Annotated in this window: 16 protein-coding genes; 4 read left to right on the plus strand and 12 right to left on the minus strand. The window is 69.8% G+C overall.

Annotated elements, in window-relative coordinates:
* Positions 1–10: 10 nt before the first annotated feature.
* Both MHY20_RS00325 and MHY20_RS00330 read right to left on the minus strand, forming a co-directional pair.
* Positions 11–427 (minus strand): DUF3817 domain-containing protein, encoded by a 417-nt coding sequence (locus MHY20_RS00325; RefSeq protein WP_183375846.1) that lies wholly within the window; start codon positions 425–427, stop codon positions 11–13.
* Positions 414–1,382, minus strand: coding sequence for an SURF1 family protein (locus MHY20_RS00330; RefSeq protein WP_183375848.1), 969 nt, complete (start codon positions 1,380–1,382; stop codon positions 414–416). Before MHY20_RS00330 ends, MHY20_RS00325 begins: the two co-directional genes overlap by 14 nt.
* Before the next feature lie 144 nt (positions 1,383–1,526).
* Here MHY20_RS00330 and pta point away from each other — a divergent pair, with 144 nt between their 5' ends.
* A complete protein-coding gene (pta, locus tag MHY20_RS00335; RefSeq protein WP_239373727.1) occupies positions 1,527–3,638 on the plus strand; it encodes a phosphate acetyltransferase in 2,112 nt (703 codons plus the stop codon).
* 9 nt (positions 3,639–3,647) lie between these two features.
* Positions 3,648–4,859, plus strand: a complete 1,212-nt coding sequence (locus MHY20_RS00340) for an acetate kinase (RefSeq protein WP_183375852.1) — start codon at positions 3,648–3,650, stop codon at positions 4,857–4,859.
* A 102-nt stretch (positions 4,860–4,961) separates the two neighbouring features.
* Here the strand turns inward: MHY20_RS00340 and MHY20_RS00345 are convergent, their stop codons facing one another.
* Together MHY20_RS00345 and MHY20_RS00350 are read right to left on the minus strand one after the other, a co-directional pair.
* Complete coding sequence (locus MHY20_RS00345) at positions 4,962–6,074, minus strand: GuaB3 family IMP dehydrogenase-related protein (RefSeq protein WP_239373730.1); 1,113 nt, start codon at positions 6,072–6,074, stop codon at positions 4,962–4,964.
* Between the two features lie 135 nt (positions 6,075–6,209).
* Entirely contained in the window at positions 6,210–6,911 is a 702-nt protein-coding gene (locus MHY20_RS00350) for an exonuclease domain-containing protein (RefSeq protein ID WP_239373732.1), read from the minus strand.
* A 357-nt stretch (positions 6,912–7,268) separates the two neighbouring features.
* Here MHY20_RS00350 and MHY20_RS00355 point away from each other — a divergent pair, with 357 nt between their 5' ends.
* Positions 7,269–8,225 carry a hypothetical protein gene (locus tag MHY20_RS00355; protein ID WP_239373734.1) on the plus strand — a complete coding sequence of 319 codons (957 nt, stop codon included), beginning with the start codon at positions 7,269–7,271 and terminating at the stop codon, positions 8,223–8,225.
* A gap of 22 nt (positions 8,226–8,247) precedes the next feature.
* Here the strand turns inward: MHY20_RS00355 and MHY20_RS00360 are convergent, their stop codons facing one another.
* Positions 8,248–8,388, minus strand: coding sequence for a hypothetical protein (locus MHY20_RS00360; protein ID WP_183375860.1), 141 nt, complete (start codon positions 8,386–8,388; stop codon positions 8,248–8,250).
* A gap of 14 nt (positions 8,389–8,402) precedes the next feature.
* Here MHY20_RS00360 and MHY20_RS00365 point away from each other — a divergent pair, with 14 nt between their 5' ends.
* Positions 8,403–9,131: an SRPBCC domain-containing protein gene (locus tag MHY20_RS00365; RefSeq protein ID WP_239373736.1), complete on the plus strand. Its 729-nt coding sequence runs from the start codon at positions 8,403–8,405 to the stop codon at positions 9,129–9,131.
* A gap of 4 nt (positions 9,132–9,135) precedes the next feature.
* Here MHY20_RS00365 and guaB read toward each other — a convergent pair whose 3' ends face one another.
* The 7 genes from guaB to groES all read right to left on the minus strand — a co-directional run bounded on the left by guaB (position 9,136) and on the right by groES (position 17,890).
* Positions 9,136–10,632, minus strand: a complete 1,497-nt coding sequence (guaB, locus tag MHY20_RS00370; RefSeq protein ID WP_239373738.1) for an IMP dehydrogenase — start codon at positions 10,630–10,632, stop codon at positions 9,136–9,138.
* 114 nt (positions 10,633–10,746) lie between these two features.
* Positions 10,747–11,565: a hypothetical protein gene (locus MHY20_RS00375; RefSeq protein ID WP_239373740.1), complete on the minus strand. Its 819-nt coding sequence runs from the start codon at positions 11,563–11,565 to the stop codon at positions 10,747–10,749.
* Positions 11,562–12,584 carry a pseudouridine synthase gene (locus tag MHY20_RS00380; protein WP_183375867.1) on the minus strand — a complete coding sequence of 341 codons (1,023 nt, stop codon included), beginning with the start codon at positions 12,582–12,584 and terminating at the stop codon, positions 11,562–11,564. The genes MHY20_RS00375 and MHY20_RS00380 overlap by 4 nt, the downstream gene beginning before the upstream one ends.
* A gap of 18 nt (positions 12,585–12,602) precedes the next feature.
* Positions 12,603–13,265: a hypothetical protein gene (locus tag MHY20_RS00385; RefSeq protein ID WP_183375868.1), complete on the minus strand. Its 663-nt coding sequence runs from the start codon at positions 13,263–13,265 to the stop codon at positions 12,603–12,605.
* A gap of 143 nt (positions 13,266–13,408) precedes the next feature.
* On the minus strand, positions 13,409–15,658 hold the full coding sequence (betT, locus tag MHY20_RS00390; protein WP_239373742.1) for a choline BCCT transporter BetT: 2,250 nt from the start codon (positions 15,656–15,658) through the stop codon (positions 13,409–13,411).
* A 337-nt stretch (positions 15,659–15,995) separates the two neighbouring features.
* Complete coding sequence (groL, locus tag MHY20_RS00395) at positions 15,996–17,585, minus strand: chaperonin GroEL (RefSeq protein ID WP_239373744.1); 1,590 nt, start codon at positions 17,583–17,585, stop codon at positions 15,996–15,998.
* A gap of 8 nt (positions 17,586–17,593) precedes the next feature.
* Positions 17,594–17,890, minus strand: a complete 297-nt coding sequence (gene groES / locus MHY20_RS00400) for a co-chaperone GroES (RefSeq protein WP_183375871.1) — start codon at positions 17,888–17,890, stop codon at positions 17,594–17,596.
* Positions 17,891–17,911: the final 21 nt, after the last annotated feature.

The raw sequence follows: 17,911 nt of genomic DNA on the forward strand, positions 1-17,911 counted from the left end.
GGTACTCATCCTATCGCTTCGCGGAGCGCTCACTGTCGCCGAGGGTGGGGCGTTCGCGCAGCTCCGTCTCGACCTTCTGGCTGGTCCACTTCTCACCGAAGAACGACAGCACCGGGACCACGCCGAACAGCATGAGCAGCAGGAGCCGGCCGATCTGCCAGCGCATCTTCAGCCACAGGTCGAAGCACAGCACCACGTACAGCATGTAGATGAGGCCGTGGATCGGGCTCCAGGTCTTCGAGATCGACTCCCACAGCTGCACATCCGACGCGCTCGCGTCAGCCCCGCCGAACACGAGGTAGCGGAAGATCATGATGACCACGAGGATCAGCAGGGCGACGCCCTCCACGATCGACGCCACTTTGAAGCGCGCGAGCGAAGTGCGGACCTGGGTCTCATCGAGCGGACGGGGTTCAGTCACCGGCATTGTCCTTTTCTTGGCGAGGGGTGGTGGGCTCGGTCCCGCCGAGCATCGCCTCCAGCTCCTCGCGGCGCGCGGCGCGCTCATCGAGGTACTGGGTGCGCACGGAGCGGTACCAGATGTAGAGGAAGAAGAGACCGAACGCGACCCACTGCAGCATGTACGACACATTCTGCAGATCCAGTCCCTCCCGGAACTGGCTGCGGGCCGCCGGCAGGGTGCGCAGATCCTTCGGCTGCGCAGCACCGGCCTTCTGGTTGTGGTCGGCGGCCTCGTCGGTCACCGCGAGGTAGCCGCCGGCCATGGGGCCGCCCCACTCGTTCACCAGCAGCGGGGTGGAGATCTCGGCGAGGACCCCGTCGCGCACGAACCCGTCGGCCGCCGCTTCGGACGCCTCCAGGCGGCCGACGAACGTGACGGTGCCCTCCGGCGCAGGGGTCACGTCAACGGCGGCGGGGTCGAGGGTGCGCGGATCAATGGGCTGCGGGACAGCATCTCCACCGGTCTCCTGCTCCTGCCCGCCGACGCCGTCGCCGACGTGCGAGCCGGCCTCACCGCCGGTGGCGGGGGCGGTGCCGTCGATGCTGTCCTGCGGGATCCAGCCGCGCGCGATCGGGATGTGCGTGCCGGCGAGCGGACCGTCGGTGACCTCGAAGTCGGTGACGATGACGGCGGCGTCCTCGCCGTCGAGGAAGCGGTTGGGGACGATCACTTCGCGCTGCGGGTCGAACCGGCCGGTGACGGTGATGAGGCGCCCCTGGTCGGCGTTCGTCACCACGTCCCCGTCCTGGAGGACCTCCTCGAGGCCGACGGGTGCCGCCGCCTGCACCTGTTCGGACGTGTCGCGGGCCCGGTTCGCGCGGTCCCACTGCCAGTTCGCCAGCAGGCCGCACACAATGGTCGCAACGACCATCAGGGCGAGCAGCCCCAGGAAGCGGGGCCGAAGAGCGACACGGAGCATGCCAGCCATGCTACTGCCGAGCCGCCGGGACGTGCCGCTCCCCCGGCCCGGCCTGAGCCGCCCCTCACACGGCACCGCCGGGCAGCGCCGCCCACCTCACAGCAGGGGACGTTCCGCCCAGCTCGCGGCGGCGCGGCCCCGCCTATGCTGGATGCCGTGAGTCACTGCGTCTACATTGCATCGCCCGAAGGCAGAACCGGGAAGTCGTCCGTCGCTCTCGGTCTGCTCGAAGCCCTCATCCCCACCTCGGAGAGCGTGGGCGTGTTCCGCCCCGTCTCCAAGAAGAGCAGCGAACCCGACCACGCGGTGGAGCTGCTGACCGGCCATCCCGCCGTGGACCAGACCTACGAGGACGCGCTCGGCGTGGACTACGACCTCGTGTTCTCCGACCCCGCCGCCGCGCAGTCCCGCGTGCTGCAGCGCGCCCAGGAGCTGCAGGAGCGCTTCACCACCCTGGTGATCCTCGGCTCCGACTACGACGAGGTCGCCAACCCCGTTGAGCTGCAGTTCAACGCCACCGCCGCCGCGAACCTCGGCGCCTCCGTGGTGCTCGTGGTCTCCGGGCTGGACCGCACCGCGGAGGAGGTCGCGACCGTCGCGGCGCTGTCGGTCCAGGAGTTCGACTCCCACCATGCGCAGCCCGTCGCCGTCATCGCGAACCGCTGCAGCCAGGACCGCCTCGCCGCCGTCCGCACCGCCCTGCGCGCCCGCGTGCCGGAGGGCATCGCCGTGGGGGCGCTGCCGGAGAGCCCCATCATCATGGCGCCGACGGTCGCCGGTCTGCGCGACGCGATCGACGGCCAGCTGATCCAGGGCGCCCACGAATGGCTGTCCCGCCCCAGCCTCGGCAACGTGGTCGCCGCGATGAGCCTGCCGAACGTGCTGCGCCGCCTCACCGAGAACTGCACGGTCATCGCCCCCGGTGACCGGTACGACCTGCTGCCGGGTCTGCTGCTCGCTCAGCAGTCCGGCACGTTCCCGTCGCTGTCCTCCATCGTCCTCACCGGCGGCTACGACCTGCCCGACGAGGTCAAGCGCCTCACCGAGGGTGTGCAGCAGGACCTGCCGATCCTCTCCACCGAACTGTCCACGTTCGATGCCGCGATCCGCGTGGCCGGCGCATCCGGCCGCCTTACGGCGAACTCGCCGCAGAAGCTGGATGCGGCGCGGCGCAACGTGTCGGAGAACCTCGACCTGGACGAGCTGCTCGGCGTCATCGACGTCGCCAAGTCCGACGTGGTCACCCCCATGATGTTCCAGTTCGAACTGTTCGCCCGCGCCCGCGGCGCGAAGAAGACCATCGTGCTGCCCGAAGGCGATGAGCCGCGCATCCTCGCCGCCGCTGAGGCGATCCTCGCCCGCGGAGTCGCGAACCTCATCCTCATCGGGGACGAGAACTCCATCCGCTCCACCGCATCGCAGCTCGGCCACGACATCTCCGAAGCCCGCATCATCTCCCCCACCGACCCCGAGCTGGTGGAGAGGTTCGCCGAGGAGTACGCGCGGCTTCGGGCCCACAAGGGCGTCACCGTGGACCAGGCCCGCGAGAAGGTGCAGGACGTCTCCTACTTCGGCACGATGCTCGTCCACATGGGACTCGCCGACGGCATGGTGTCCGGGTCCGTGAACTCCACGGCGCACACCATCCGCCCCTCCTTCGAGATCATCCGGACCCGCCCGGACGCGAAGATCGTCTCCTCCGTATTCCTCATGGCACTGGAGGACAGAGTCCTCGTCTACGGCGACTGCGCCGTCAACCCGGACCCGTCGGCGGAGCAGCTCGCCGACATCGCCGCCCAGTCCGCCGCCACCGCCCAGCAGTTCGGGGTGGAGCCTCGCGTGGCGATGCTGTCCTACTCCACCGGTTCGTCCGGGTCCGGCGCCGATGTGGACAAGGTGCGCGAAGCCACCCGCATCGTCCACGAGAACCACCCGGACCTGAACGTGGAGGGCCCGATCCAGTACGACGCCGCTGTGGACGCGTCCGTCGCGAAGACGAAGCTGCCGGACTCCGCCGTGGCGGGTCGTGCCACCGTGTTCGTGTTCCCCGATCTCAACACCGGCAACAACACGTACAAGGCGGTGCAGCGCTCCGCCGGCGCCGTCGCGATCGGCCCGATCCTGCAGGGCCTGAACAAGCCGGTCAACGACCTCTCCCGCGGCGCCCTCGTCGAGGACATCATCAACACTGTCGTGATCACCGCGATCCAGGCCCAGGCCGATGCCCCGGCGGCACCCGTCGGCGACCAGAAGTAAGGACTCCCCATGACCTCGACCATCCTCGTGATCAACTCCGGCTCCTCCTCGATCAAGTTCGAGCTGGTGGACCCCGTCTCCGAGCACACCACCGCAGTGGGCATCGTGGAGCGGGTCGGGCAGCGCAACGGCACCGCCCGCATCGAGGCCGACGGCCGCACGGAGACCTATGAGGGGCCCGTCCCGAACCACGTGGCGGGCATGGAGGTCATCCAGAACCTGTTCGCGAAGATGGGTGTGGAGCTGAACGAGTCGACGGTCCGCGCCGTCGGCCACCGGGTGGTGCAGGGCGGCGCCCAGTTCGCCGAACCCACCCTGATCGACGATGAGGTCCGCGGCGCGATCTACGCGCTCGGCGCACTCGCCCCGCTGCACAACTACCCCGCGGTGGACGGCATCGACGGCGCGAAGGCGCTGCTGCCGTCCATTCCGCACGTGGCCGTGTTCGACACCGCTTTCTTCACCGCCCTGCCGGACTCAGCTGCGACCTACGCGCTCAACAAGGAGGTCGCCGAGGAGCACCGGATCCGCCGCTACGGGGCGCACGGCACCAGTCACCGCTTCATCTCTGAGCGCGTCCCGCAGTTCCTGCGCGAGCAGGACCTGCTGGAGGGGGCCGACGGGCCCCTGCGTCAGATCGTTCTGCACCTGGGCAACGGCGCGTCCGCGTCGGCCGTGGTCGACGGCGCTCCGGTGGACACCTCCATGGGGCTGACCCCGCTGGAGGGCCTGGTGATGGGCACCCGCTCCGGCGACGTCGACGCCAGTGTGTACGTGCATCTGCATCGCCGCGCCGGCATGTCCCCCACCGAGGTGGACACCCTGCTCAACAAGAAGTCCGGCCTGGTCGGTATGCTCGGCTACTCCGATTTCCGCGACCTCGAGGCCGCTCTCGACGCCGGTGACGAGGACGCGCAGCGGGCGTTCGCCGTGTGGGCGCACCGGGTGCGCAAGTATGTGGGGTCGTACGCGTTCGTGATGGGCGGGGTGGACATCATCGCGTTCACCGCCGGCATCGGGGAGAACGCTGATTTCGCCCGCGCTGAGGCGCTGAAGGGCCTGGAGGCGTTCGGCATCGAGGTGGATCCGCAGCGCAATGCGGGCCGGGTGAAGGAGCCGCGGATCATCTCCACGGATGACTCCGCCGTCACCGTGGTGGTGTACCCGACGAACGAGGAGCTCGCGATCGCGCAGCAGACCCTCAGCCTCGTGGAGGGCTGAGCGCCGCAGCGGGGCGCAGCCCGGCCCCGCGGCGGCGACGATCCGTCGACGCATTCGGGAATCCGAGCCCGGACGTCCCCGAATGCGCAGACGGATCGCGTCTCAGGCGCTGGTGACGACCTCGACGCGCTGGAAGTCCTTCAGCTCCGTGTAGCCGGTCGTCGCCATCGCGTGCCGCAGCGCCCCCATGAGATTGGTGGTGCCGTCGGCCTCCAGACCGGGACCGAAGAGGATCTGCTCCAGGGGCGCCACGCGGCCCACCTCCACGCGGTGACCGCGCGGCAGGGTGGGGTGGTGCGCTTCGCTGCCCCAGTGGAATCCGCCGCCGGGGGCGTCCGTGGCGCGGGCGAGGGCGGCGCCGACCATGAGGCCGTCGGCCCCGCAGGCGAGTGCCTTGACGAGGTCGCCGGAGCGGCCGAGGCCGCCGTCGGCGATGACGTGGACGTAGCGGCCGCCGGACTCGTCCATGTAGTCGCGGCGCGCAGCGGCGACGTCCGCCACCGCAGTGGCGAGGGGCACGGAGATGCCGAGGGTCTCCCACGTGGTCTGGGAGGCGCCGCCGCCGAAGCCGACGAGGACGCCGGCCGCGCCGGTGCGCATCAGGTGCAGGGCCGCGGAGTAGGTGGCGCAGCCGCCGACGATGACGGGGACGTCGAGTTCATAGATGAAGCGCTTGAGGTTCAGCGGTTCGCGGTTGCCGGAGACGTGCTCGGCGCTGACCGTGGTGCCGCGGATGAAGAAGAGGTCCACGCCGGCGTCCACCACGTGCTTCCAGTACTCCTGGGTGCGCTGCGGGGACAGGGAGCCGGCGGCGACGACGCCGGCGTCGCGCAGCTGCTGGATGCGTTCGCGGATCAGCTCCGGCTGGATGGGGGCGGAGTAGATCTCGCGCATGCGGCGGGTGACATCCGCGCGGTCGAGTTCGGCGATCTCCCTCAGCAGGGAGGTGGGGTCCTGGTAGCGGGTCCAGAGGCCTTCGAGGTCGAGGACGCCGAGGCCGCCGAACCTGCCGAGCTGGATGGCGGTGTCCGGGCTCATCACCGAGTCCATCGGTGCGGCGAACAGGGGGATGTCGAAGTTGTAGGCGTCGACCTGCCAGGACAGGGAGACGTCTTCGGGGTCGCGGGTGCGGCGGCTGGGGACGACCGCGACCTCATCGAGGCTGTAGGTGCGGCGCCCGCGCTTGTTCCGGCCGATTTCGATTTCGTTGAGCACGGCCCCATCCTATCCGGGGCCCCTGGGCTCCCGGGCAGGACGGCGGCACCGGCGCGGCGGCCGACGGGTGCGCACGGCGGCGCGGGCGGGCCGAGGAGTGGGCCGGGGCTGGCCGACGGGTGCGCGGAGCGCGGCTCAGAGGGGCCAGGTGGTGGACGCGTCCGGGGTCTTCCCCTTCTTCTTCAGGAACTCGTTGAAGTTCTCCGCCCACGCGCGGTGCAGTTCGATCTGCTTCTTGTGCAGCTCCGGCAGCTCCGTGCCACCCACCTCCGGGAACTTCTCCGCCATGGCGCGCAGAACATCCAGGGTCATCGAGACATCGACATCGGCGGTGTGCATAGTGCCGTCGGGCTGGACGCCGTAGTGCTCCATCACCGCGGACAGGGTGCGCTTGCCCTTGCGGAAGCGGTCGAGGCCGCGGTCCAGCACGAGAGGGTCGATGACGGGCGCGATGTCGTGGCCGAGCCGGTCCGCGAGGGTGGGCAGGTCGTGGCGGGTGAGCTCGGCTTCGATGATGCGCAGGTCGAAGCTGCCGTTGAACGCGACGATCGGGGTGCCCTGCTGCAGCGCCTCGGTCAGGCGCGCGGCGATCTCTTCGAGAGCGGGACGACTGGGCACGCCGTACTGCTGGGCGTGAGCGGTGGAGATGCCGTGGACGCGGGCGGCGGCTTCGGGGATCTCCACACCGGGGTCGATCAGCCAGGTGGCGACCGTTTCGCCGGCGCGGCCGGGCCCGGTGGAGAACACGAGGGCGGCGGTGACGATGCGGTCGGTGTCCGTGTTGGTGCCTGTGGTCTCGGTGTCGAAGCCGAGGAGGGGCCCGTTGATCCAGCTCATGGCCCCAGCCTACGCCGGCGGGTTCGGGGCGGCGCGGCGCTGGGGAGGAGTGGCGGTGTGGACGGGCCGACGGGGCCGGGAAAAGCGAATGGCCCACCGACCCCCCGATCGATGGACCATCGCGCTCTCCTCCGCATGTGTTCGGCAGGAACGCAGTGCTGAGGAAATCTGTGTGCCGCAGCGGCCTCGTCACGGGGCCGCTCTGTGCGACTTCCACAAGTGTAGAATTCCGGTGTTCACCGTTTCCGCCCCCTGTGTGAACACCCGCGGCGCCCAGCGTGAACACCTCCACTGCGACTGTGAAAAGTCCGATTCCTCCGCAGTCCTTCGCCCGGTGAGCGTGGCACACTGTGACACGTGAACGACACCTCTGCGGGCGAGGAACACCGCCCGACAAGCGGGCCCGCCCCGTCCGGGCCGCGCCCGCCCGAGCCCAGTTCGTTCTCCACGGCCCTGCGGACGGCGATCACCCGTCGGCGACTCTCCCTGCGCGCCCTCCAGCAGCAGCTCGCGGCGCGCGGCCACTCCGTCAGCGTCGCCGCGCTCAGCATGTGGCAGAGCGGCTCCCGCTCCCCCGAACATCCCGGCTCCATCGCCGCACTGCCGGCCCTGGAGGAGATCCTCGGTCTGGACACCGGCGCCCTCTCCAACGAACTGGTCCACCCGCGCTTCCCCGGCCGGCCCATGCGCTTCCTCACCCTCGATGAGGATCTACCGCAGCGCGAAGTCCTCGAACGGATGATGCGGGAACTGGGCTTCACCGACCCGATGGACCAGCCGCACGAGATGTCCGTGGTGGAGCGGGCCGTCCTGGACAGCGCCCAGGAGCAGCTGCGGATCGACATCCACCTGATCGTGCGGGCACTGAAGGCAGGGCCGTGCATGATGCCGTCGATCCACATGTTCGCCGAGGATGAGCCGGTGATCCGCCCGGAGATCATCCCCGTAGGCGGCTGCCGCATCGGCGAGGCGATCGACTGGCCGCAGCAGCGGGTGTTCGGCGCCCAGGTGATCATCGACGACGACCTGCACCCCGGCGATCTCGCCTCCTGCCATTTCCGCGTGATCCTGTCGACCCCACCGCACCAGGTGCCCGAAGTGCTCTACTCGGTGGCGCGGCGCGCGAAGCAGGTGCTGCTGGAAGTGCAATTCGAAGAGCACGACTGGCCGGACCAGGTGGAGCAGCTGCGCGGCGAGAAGGACACGGACGTGCAGGTGCGGCCGGCGATGGTGAACGCCTCGATGCGGGCGCGCACCTTCGCCACCGATTACGGGCCGGGCATGGTGGGCCTGCGGTGGAGGTGGCCGGACTAGACCGGCCGACGGGTGCCGACCGTCAGATCCGCGCCGTGTGCTCCTGCAGCGACTCAGCGGTGACGGGCTGACCGATGCGGATGCAGATGATGGCGGCGCCCTTGCATTCGGGGCAGGCGCACAGCAGTGCGCGGCGATGGGCCGGTGCGGCGGGGTGACTCATGAGACACTGAGGCCATGCCCAGCAACGAGCTCCTGAACGCTCTGGACCATGTCGACGACGCCGCCCGCACCGTCTCCATCGAGCCTGCCCCCGCGACCAGCCGCGCCGCTCACCGTGCCGCCGTCCTCCTGGAGACCACGATCCACGCCCCGGCCGGAGCCGTCTGGGACGCGATCTCCACTTTCCAGCAGCTGAACCGCTGGTTCGGCCGCGTCCTGCCGTCTGAGAGGACGGCCGACGGCTACGTCATCCCCGGCAGCGCCTGGGGCGCGGTCCTCGCACGGATCCCGGAGCAGCACCTGCGGATGTCGTGGAACTTCGACGACCGCACGAGCATCGTGGACCTGGACCTCACTCCCCCGTTCGACGACTCGCACGGCCGCGGCGCCTGCGACCTATCCCTGTCGCACAGTTCCGAGCTGTCCGATGAGGACTGGCAGAGCTTCGGTGTGATCGGTGTGGGCGTCGCGTGGGACCTGACGCTGCTGCGCCTGAAGCAGTACCTGCAGCAGGGCATCGTCGAGATCGAGAAGGGCGCGTTCAGCCGGCCCGCCGAGTCCGTCCGGGCGGAGCTGGACGCGTGGACGCAGAGCCGTGAAGCCCACGAGTTCATGCGCAGCTGCGCGGCCCGCTGGGCGACGGCCACGCTCACCGCCGGCACCCCCGCGCCGGTGGTGGATGCTCAGCTGCGCGGCTGCGAAGAGGCCCTCTTCGGGCACCTGGAGGACCCCTCCGGCAGCTGACCGCTCACGCCGTGTAGTTCGGCGCCTCCATGATCGCGGCCATGTGGTGCGGGTGCGATTCCTTCAGCCCGGCCGGGGTGATGCGGACGAACTTCCCACGCTCCTTCAGCTCGTCGATGGTGTGGGCGCCCACGTAGAACATCGACTGGTGCAGGCCGCCGGTGAGCTGGTGGATCACACCGCCGAGCGCACCCTTGTACGCCACGCGGCCCTCAATGCCTTCGGGGACGATCTTGTCGTCGGTGTCCACGTCGGCCTGGAAATAGCGGTCCTTGGAGAAGGACTGCTTGCCGCGGGACGCCATCGCGCCCAGCGATCCCATACCGCGGTAGGACTTGAACTGCTTGCCGTTGACGAGCACCACCTCGCCCGGGGACTCCTTCGTGCCGGCGAGGAGGGAGCCGAGCATGACGGTGTCGGCGCCGGCCACGAGGGCCTTGGCGATGTCACCGGAGTACTGGAGGCCGCCGTCGCCGATGAGGGGAACACCGGCGGGCCTGCACGCCTTGGATGCTTCGTAGATCGCGGTGACCTGCGGAACGCCCACACCGGCGACCACGCGGGTGGTGCAGATGGAGCCCGGGCCCACGCCGACCTTGACGCCGTCAGCGCCTGCGTCGACCAGCGCCTGCGCGCCCTCGCGGGTGGCGACGTTGCCGCCGATCACCTGGACGTCCCGGAAGTAGGAGTCCTTCTTGATGGTCTGGATCATCTCGCGGGCGAGGCGGGCGTGGCCGTTCGCGGTGTCGACCACGAGGACGTCCACACCGGCGTCGCGCAGCGCACCGGCGCGCTCCAGCGAGTCGCCGAAGAAGCCGACGCCGGCGCCGACGAGCAGGCGGCCCTGCCCGTCCTTCGACGCGTTCGGGAACTGCTCGGACTTCACGAAGTCCTTCACGGTGATCAGGCCGGTGAGCTTGCCGGAGGAGTCGACCAGCGGGAGGCGCTCGCGCTTGTTGCGGCGCAGCATCGCGGTTGCGTCCTCGCTGGAGACGTCGCTGGGGGCGGTGAACACGTCGGTGGTCATGACGTCGCGCACCTTGGTGGTCTTCCATTCGGCGACGGGGATGAACCGCAGGTCGCGGTTGGTGCAGATGCCCAGCAGCATGTCCTGCTCATCGACCACGGGCAGGCCGGAGACGCGGAATTCGCCGCAGCGGGCGTCGAAGTCGTCGAGGGTGGCGTCGGGGCTGATGGTGACGGGGTTGGTGATGCGCCCGGTCTGGGTGCGCTTGACGAGGTCCACCTGGTGGGCCTGGTCGTCGATGGAGAGGTTGCGGTGGAGGATGCCGATGCCGCCGTGGCGGGCCATTGCGATCGCCATGCGCGCCTCGGTCACCGTGTCCATAGCGGCGGAGGCCAGCGGAATCCGCAGCGAGATCTCCCGGGTGAGGCGGGCGGTGGTGTCCGCATCCGACGGGATCACATCCGTCTCGCCGGGCAGCAGAAGAACATCGTCGTACGTCAGGCCAACAAAGCCGAAGGGATCTGCACTCGTCATGCACCTATGGTACCGGCCCTGAGCAGGCGCAGCAGGCGTGCGTGACGTGATCCATCGGGCATCCGGGGTGCTGCGGTCCGCTCCCCCGGGCGCACGGGGAGGCACGGGGCGCCGTCAGCCTCGGGGCTCTCGGCGGGCGGTGCGGTCTGCGCCGCGGCCAATGGTGCGACCGGCGCTGCGGCGGGCGTCGTCCAGCGCTGCTTCGAAGGCCGACGGGTCCTGCCACTCCGGCCGCCACCCCATGCCGAGGGAGCGCGCCATCGCCCGGTTGTCGCGGGTGCGGGAGGCGCGCAGCAGCGCCGCCATCTCCTGCGCGCGTGGGCCCGGGACGGGGCCGACGGAGGCCGCCGCGGCGAGGGCCCGGATGCCGTCGAACGAGGCGTCGTCCCAGCCGGAGAACGGCACCGTCATGCGCGCCGGTTCGGCCGCGGCGTCGGCCGGGCGGTACCAGATGTCGGTGCTTCCCTGGCGGCGCGGATCGGCATCGATCCGCAGGATCTGCTCCAGCGGAACCCGCTGCCCACGCGCGAACGGCCCGGGCCGGAGGGACACCGTGCCGGAGGCCGGGGCGAATCGGGCGTGGGGGTTGGTCAGGGCGAGCACCGCGAGCGCCAGGAGGGCCGTCACGGCCCAGGTGACTGCCCAGGCGGCGGCGAATTCGATCAGCTGTGCTGCCCAGAACGGCAGGTGGGCGCTGAGCTCCCAGCTGAGCGTGCGGATGCCGGGCGCGAATGCCGCGACCATGGTGCTGAGCGGTACGGCGAGCAGCGGCAGGCCCATCGAGGCGGCGGGGCGCCAGTGCGCGAGCACGGTGGGTCCGAGGATGATGCGGCCGGACGCGTCAGTCCGGGCGCGCACTGCATCAGGGCGAGAGCGCGGGGCGTTCGTGCTGGGGCGCGACGCGTCAGAGCGCGGGTCCGGTGCGGTCGTCATCGCGGTGCCTCCGTGAGCCGGGTCGGGGTGGTGAAGGACCGCTCCTCCCCCGTGAGCGGGTCGGTGAAGGCCAGATGCACCGCCTGCAGCTGCAGGTCGATCCCGCCGGTGTCGCGGCGCTGCCGCTGTCCGGTGACCGGGTCGGGGGCGGGCTGCGGGTAGAGCTCGTCGCCGAGGATCGGCAGGCCCACATGCGTGCAGTGCAGACGCAGCTGGTGGGTGCGGCCCGTGTGCGGCACCAGGTCCAACAGGAACCGCGCGGCCCCGCCCTCGCCGGCACCGGGCGCCGCGCTCTCCCATCGGTCCACGAGGCGCATCGTGGAGTGCGCGGCCCGGCCGCCTGCATCCGAATGCGCCCAGATGTCGCCGTGGTCCTTGCGGATCGCTTCGCGCACATCCACCGCCTCCCCGGCGAGGAGGCGCTCGCGTGCGTGCCCGTGCGCGCCCGCATCCCAGCAGACCGCGCGGTACCGCTTCGTCACCCGGCCCGCCTCCGCGAACATCTGCTGGTAGGCGCCGCGCTCGGCGCGCACCTTCGACAGCGCCAGCAGGCCTGCCGTCTGCTTGTCGAGCCGGTGCAGCGGCGACAGCTCCTGGATCCCGTGCCGCACCCGCAGCCGCACCAGCGCGGAGCGCAGCACATGCTCTCCCCGCGGGATCGACGCAACGCCGGCGGGCTTGTCCACCACCAGCAGGTGCTCATCCTCGAACACCACCGGGATGTCGACCTCGTCCACCGGTTCGGGTGCGATCTCGCGGTGGAAGAAGATCTCCGAGGCGCGGGTGACGGCATCCGTCGGCCGGTAGGGGGCGCCGGAGCGGTCCACCACGTCCCCGCGCGCGAACCGCTCCCCCAGGTCCTGAGCCTCAGCGGAGACCAGCGCGGGGAAGCGGGCGGTGAGGACATCGCGGACGCTGCGGCCCGCCTCGTCGGCCGACGGCACCACCCGCACCGCATCCAGGCCGTGCCGCTGGGGCAGGGGTGAGGGGAGGCGGCGCGCCAGGCGGCGCCTGCTCATGACTCGGTCACCGGGCGATCACAGACCCCAGATCACGAACGTCAGCACATTGTGCGCCACGTAGAACAGCGCCGCCATCCCCAGCAGAACGTTCGGAAAGCGGTCCACGATCTTCAACGATCCGGGCAGCATGCGGTGCAGCTCAGCGGAGGTGATCTGCTCGACCCGCTCCACCCGCACCTGCGCGGCGGCAGCGGCATCCAGCATCTGCTCCTGGTTGGCGCCGCCGTACAGGCGGCCGGAGATGTTCGCGATGCGGCGGATGCCGGTCGCCATCACGATCACGGCGTCGTGCGCGTCCGGGGCGCCGTCCACCGCTTCGGCGGGGGCGCGGCGCACAATATCGGTGAACGCCCACACCGCGGAGACATCCTCCCAGTCGATGCGGCGCGGCCAGCGCAGCAGGCCCCGCACCCGGATCCCACGGGAGTCCACCAGCACCGACTGCGTGGTCGCGCGGATCAGGTAGAACAGCGCGATGACCAGCATGCCCAGCCACACGAGCGCGGGAGCGGAGAACCACAGGTCGTGGAAGAGCCGCTCATCGCGCCACAGCTTCTGGCCGAGGAAGCTGATCACCACCAGGAAGTCCAGCACGATGACGAACACGAGAGCAGCGGCGAGGAACGCTGCGCGGGCGGAACGAGTCGGTCGCAGACGGATCTGGCCCTCTTTCCTCACCCTGATCCCTCCTCGTCTCTCACAGGTCACCCGGCATCGGCGGAAGCGCCATCCAGCAGTGATGGGGCCCCGCCCATCCTACGTGGACGGGCGGGGCCCCAGTCGCGAAACGCCGCGGAACGGACCGGCAGGTCAGAGAAGGGTCAGACCGCTGCGGCCCCGTCCGCCGGGGGCGTCAGCACCGTGGACGCCTCGGTCGCACTCGCGTGCTGCAGGAACATCAGGTGGCCCTCGTAGTGGTCGAGGACGTCATCGATGATCTGCTGCGTGCTCAGCCCGTACACGTCGTACCCCTCGGACCCGGTCTGGGTGAACACTTCGAGGCGGTAATAGTGCTCCTCCTGACTCTGTCGGCCGCCGAACGTCGGCACCGGCCGTTGCACGGCCGCCACCTGGTAGTGGAAGCTGCGGTCGTCCTGCATCGTCACCACGAGGGTGCGGGAGGTGACCGCCGCGGGGTCGACGGATCCCGCCGTCGACCCGGTCGCGGTGGCGAGCTCAGCGGTCAGGCCGTGACGACGGAACTCCGCGGCCACCTCGTCCAGAGCGGGCTCCACGGTGGAGTCCACGAACTTCCGCACGGTCTGCTTCGACGGGTAGGCGCGCATGGACGCCAGCCGCTGACGCCACGACCTCTCCGGCTCCCGACCGCCCGGCGCGCTGGACCGGGGAGTGCGCGGCAGGGCACCGCCCTCCCGCGCGGCCCGCTCCATCGCCAGCGCCTTCGAGAACGATGCCATCACCAGCCACGCGATGATCGTCACCGGCAGCGCGAAGATCAGCGTCGCGTACTCCATCGTGGTGACGCCGCCGGCCAGCAGCATCGCGCAGGTCAGCAGCGCAGTCAGCAGCGACCAGAGCACGCGCAGCCACTTGGCGCCGTCCTCCGACGGATCCGGGATGGAGGAGGAGAAGTTCGACATCACCATCGCGCCGGAGTTCGCGGACGTCAGGTAGAACAGCAGACCCGAAATGGTCGCCAGGATGATGAGGATCGTGGCGCCGGGGAACATCTCCAGCAGCGCGTACCAGCCGCGCTCCGGGAACTCCATCGCCAGCTGCGCGAACTTCTCATTGCCGCTGAGCACCTCGAAGATCGCGGAGTTGCCGAACAGGGACACGATCACGAAGTCGCACAGCACCGGCACGGTGATCGCCGCGATGACGAACTCGCGCAGGGTGCGGCCGCGGGAGATGCGCGCCAGGAACAGGCCCACGAACGGGCCCCATGCCAGCCAGAACGCCCAGAAGAACAGCGTCCACTTGCCCATCCAGGCGGAGCCGCCGTCCTCGTACACCATGGTCTGCATGAGTCGCTGCGGGGTGGTCCACAGGAAGCGGCCCACGTTCTCCACGAAGCCGTTGAGCAGGAACGAGGTGTGGCCGAAGACCAGGATGTACAGCATCATCGCGCCGGCGCTCCAGAGGTTGAGCTCGGACACGATGCGGATGCCCTTGTCCACACCGGAACGGGTGGCGGCCACGGTCAGCACCACCGCCACGATCACCAGCGAGACCTGCAGGCCGATCCCGTCGGACAGGCCGGGGATGAGGGTGGCGATGCCGGTGGACAGCAGCACCACGCCGATGCCCATCGAGGTGGCCACGCCCATCACGGTGCCGACCAGGGCGAAGATGTCGATGACGTCGCCGGCGACACCGCGGATGCGCTTGCCGAACAGGGGATAGAGGGCCGCGCGGATGGACAGGGGCATGCCCCAGCGGTACGCGAAGTACCCCATGGCCATGCCGAGCAGGGAGTACATGGACCAGCCGACGATGCCGTAGTGGAACATCGTCCACACCACGGCTTCGCGCAGCGCCTCCAGCGAGCGGGGCGCCTCGTTGACGGGCTCGACGTACTGCGTGATGGGGCCGGTCACCGAGTAGAAGAGCATGTCGATGCCGACACCGGCGGCGAACAGCATCGCCACCCAGGTGAAGAGCTTGTACTCGGGGCGGGAGTGGTCGGGCCCGATGCGGACCGAGCCCTCCTTCGACACGGCCACCTTGATCACGAAGCCGATGACGACGGTGACGGTGAGGACGTAGAACCAGCCGACGTTCTCCGCGATCCAGTCGACGATCGCCGCCATGGTGTTCTGCGCGTTGTCCGGCAGGAAGATCGCCCACAGGCTGAACGCCAGGATCACGGCGGAGGACACCCCGAACACGAGGCGGTTCAGGCGGGGACCGGACTCGGCGAGGTCGGTGGGGCCGCGGTGCTGCAGCTCCTCCTGGTCGCGGGGCGGGCGCTCGGCGTCCCGGCGGGCGAGGCGGGCCTCGCGCTCGGGGCTCCGACGGGTGCCGCCGTAGGACTCACGCTCGATGACGTGGGGGTCGTTCTCGGGCGGCACCGCAGCGTCGTGGTCCTCGGGATCTGTGCTTCTCATTCGACTCCTGACTTCAGCGCCGCGAGGAGGGGCCGCAGCGCACTCGGTCACTGCTGGCGCGCGGGTGCGCAGCCGTCTCAGGTCGGGCGCCCGTGCGCCTTCCGGGACGGCGGCGCAGTGGTGGGGCGCGGTGGTGAGTCGGTGGGCGCACTGAAGCGCGGACCGGCTCCCACGGTCAGCAGTGAGGGGGTTGGTTCACTGGGGGCGGCGCGTCGTCGCTGCTCGCCCGATGACTGACCCAGGCTACAGAAGAACCGAACCCCCGGCATCTTCTGCCGGGGGTTCGGATAGGGGTCTCACACGAGCGCCTCAGGCGCCTGTGCAGCGGGGGCGGGGATCAGTCCTCGTCCTCGTCCTCGCGCTTGTCGACCACGAGGGTCTCGGTGGTGAGCACGAGACCGGCGATGGAGGCCGCATTGCGCAGGGCGTTGCGGGTCACCTTCACCGGGTCGATGATGCCGGCTGCCGCCAGATCCTCGTACTCTTCGGTGGCGGCGTTCAGGCCGGTGCCGATCGGCGCCTGCTTGACCTTCTCCACCACGACGTAGCCTTCGAGGCCGGCGTTCTCGGCGATCCAGCGCAGCGGCTCCACAACGGCCTTGGCGACAGCGCGCACGCCGACTGCTTCATCGCCTTCGAGGCCGAGGCCGTCCTCGAGCACGGTGGCTGCCTGCACGATGGCGGAGCCGCCGCCGGAGACGATGCCCTCTTCGATCGCTGCGCGGGTGGCCGCAACAGCATCCTCGATGCGCATCTTCTTCTCTTTGAGCTCCACCTCGGTGTGAGCGCCGACCTTGATGACGGACACGCCGCCGGACAGCTTCGCGAGGCGCTCCTGCAGCTTCTCGCGGTCCCAGTCGGAGTCGGTGTTCTGGATCTCCGACTTGATCTGGGCGACGCGGTCGGCCACGGCCTCGTCATCGCCGGCGCCGCCGACGATGGTGGTGGCGTCCTTGGTGATGACGACGCGCGAGGCGGTGCCGAGATCAGCCAGGGTGGCGGTCTTCAGGTCCAGACCGAGGTCCGGGGTGATGACCTGCGCACCGGTGAGGGTGGCGATGTCCTGCATCATGGCCTTGCGGCGGTCGCCGAAGGCCGGGGCCTTCACGGCGGCGCCCTTGAAGGAGCCGCGCAGCTTGGAGACCACGAGGGTGGCGAGGGCTTCGCCCTCGACGTCCTCGGAGATGATGAACAGCGGCTTGCCGGTCTCGACGACCTTCTCCAGCAGCGGCAGGACGTCCTGCACGTTGGAGATCTTGCCCTGGTTGATCAGGACGTAGGCGTCCTCGAGGACGACTTCCTGGCGGTCCGCATCGGTGACGAAGTGCGGGGAGATGAAGCCCTTGTCGAACTGCATGCCCTCGGTGAAGTCCAGCTCCAGCGCCGTGGTGGAGGACTCCTCCACGGTGATGACGCCGTCCTTGCCGACCTTCTCGAACGCTTCGGCGAGCAGCTCGCCGATCTCGCGGTCCTGGGAGGACACGGCGGCCACGCTCGCGATCTGGTCCTTCGAGGAGATCTCGATGGCGTTCTCAGCGAGGCGGTCGGAGAGCGCCTGGACGGCCTTCTCCATGCCGCGCTTGAGGCCGGCCGGGGCAGCGCCGGAGGCCACGTTGCGCAGGCCCTCGTGGACGAGCGCCTGGGCGAGGACCGTTGCGGTGGTGGTGCCGTCACCGGCGACGTCGTTGGTCTTGGTGGCGACCTCCTTGGCGAGCTGAGCGCCGAGATCCTCGAACGGGTCCTCGAGCTCCACCTCGCGGGCGATGGTCACGCCGTCGTTGGTGATGGTGGGGGCGCCCCACTTCTTGTCGAGGACGACGTTGCGGCCCTTGGGGCCGAGGGTCACCTTGACGGTGTCGGCGAGGCGGTCGACGCCGCGCTCGAGCGCGCGGCGTGCGTCCTCGTCATAGATGATGTCTTTAGCCATGGATGGAATCAGCCTTCGATGATTGCGAGGATGTCACGCTGGCTCAGAACGAGGTACTCCTCGGAGCCGTACTTGAGCTCGGTGCCGCCGTACTTGGAGAACACGACCTTGTCGCCGAGCTTGACGTCCATGGGGACGCGCTGGCCCTTGTCGTCGAAGCGGCCCTCGCCGACGGCGACGACCTCGCCCTCCTGGGGCTTCTCCTTCGCGGTGTCCGGAATGATCAGGCCCGATGCAGTGACCTGCTCGGCTTCGAGCGGCTTGACGACGACACGGTCCTCGAGGGGCTTAATGGAGACCGACATGCGACCTCTCTCCTTTGACTC

It is taken from the genome of Helcobacillus sp. ACRRO, from assembly GCF_022347125.1.
GTDB lineage: Bacteria > Actinomycetota > Actinomycetes > Actinomycetales > Dermabacteraceae > Helcobacillus > Helcobacillus massiliensis.

What these genes read in the sequence shown, in the direction of transcription:
- MHY20_RS00325 (WP_183375846.1), bottom strand. Translation starts at nt 427, where the DNA reads ATGCCGGTGACTGAACCCCGTCCGCTCGATGAGACCCAGGTCCGCACT.
- MHY20_RS00330 (WP_183375848.1), bottom strand. Translation starts at nt 1,382, where the DNA reads ATGCTCCGTGTCGCTCTTCGGCCCCGCTTCCTGGGGCTGCTCGCCCTG.
- pta (WP_239373727.1), top strand. Translation starts at nt 1,527, where the DNA reads ATGCTGGATGCCGTGAGTCACTGCGTCTACATTGCATCGCCCGAAGGC.
- MHY20_RS00340 (WP_183375852.1), top strand. Translation starts at nt 3,648, where the DNA reads ATGACCTCGACCATCCTCGTGATCAACTCCGGCTCCTCCTCGATCAAG.
- MHY20_RS00350 (WP_239373732.1), bottom strand. Translation starts at nt 6,911, where the DNA reads ATGAGCTGGATCAACGGGCCCCTCCTCGGCTTCGACACCGAGACCACA.
- MHY20_RS00360 (WP_183375860.1), bottom strand. Translation starts at nt 8,388, where the DNA reads ATGAGTCACCCCGCCGCACCGGCCCATCGCCGCGCACTGCTGTGCGCC.
- MHY20_RS00365 (WP_239373736.1), top strand. Translation starts at nt 8,403, where the DNA reads ATGCCCAGCAACGAGCTCCTGAACGCTCTGGACCATGTCGACGACGCC.
- guaB (WP_239373738.1), bottom strand. Translation starts at nt 10,632, where the DNA reads ATGACGAGTGCAGATCCCTTCGGCTTTGTTGGCCTGACGTACGACGAT.
- MHY20_RS00375 (WP_239373740.1), bottom strand. Translation starts at nt 11,565, where the DNA reads ATGACGACCGCACCGGACCCGCGCTCTGACGCGTCGCGCCCCAGCACG.
- MHY20_RS00380 (WP_183375867.1), bottom strand. Translation starts at nt 12,584, where the DNA reads ATGAGCAGGCGCCGCCTGGCGCGCCGCCTCCCCTCACCCCTGCCCCAG.
- betT (WP_239373742.1), bottom strand. Translation starts at nt 15,658, where the DNA reads ATGAGAAGCACAGATCCCGAGGACCACGACGCTGCGGTGCCGCCCGAG.
- groL (WP_239373744.1), bottom strand. Translation starts at nt 17,585, where the DNA reads ATGGCTAAAGACATCATCTATGACGAGGACGCACGCCGCGCGCTCGAG.
- groES (WP_183375871.1), bottom strand. Translation starts at nt 17,890, where the DNA reads ATGTCGGTCTCCATTAAGCCCCTCGAGGACCGTGTCGTCGTCAAGCCG.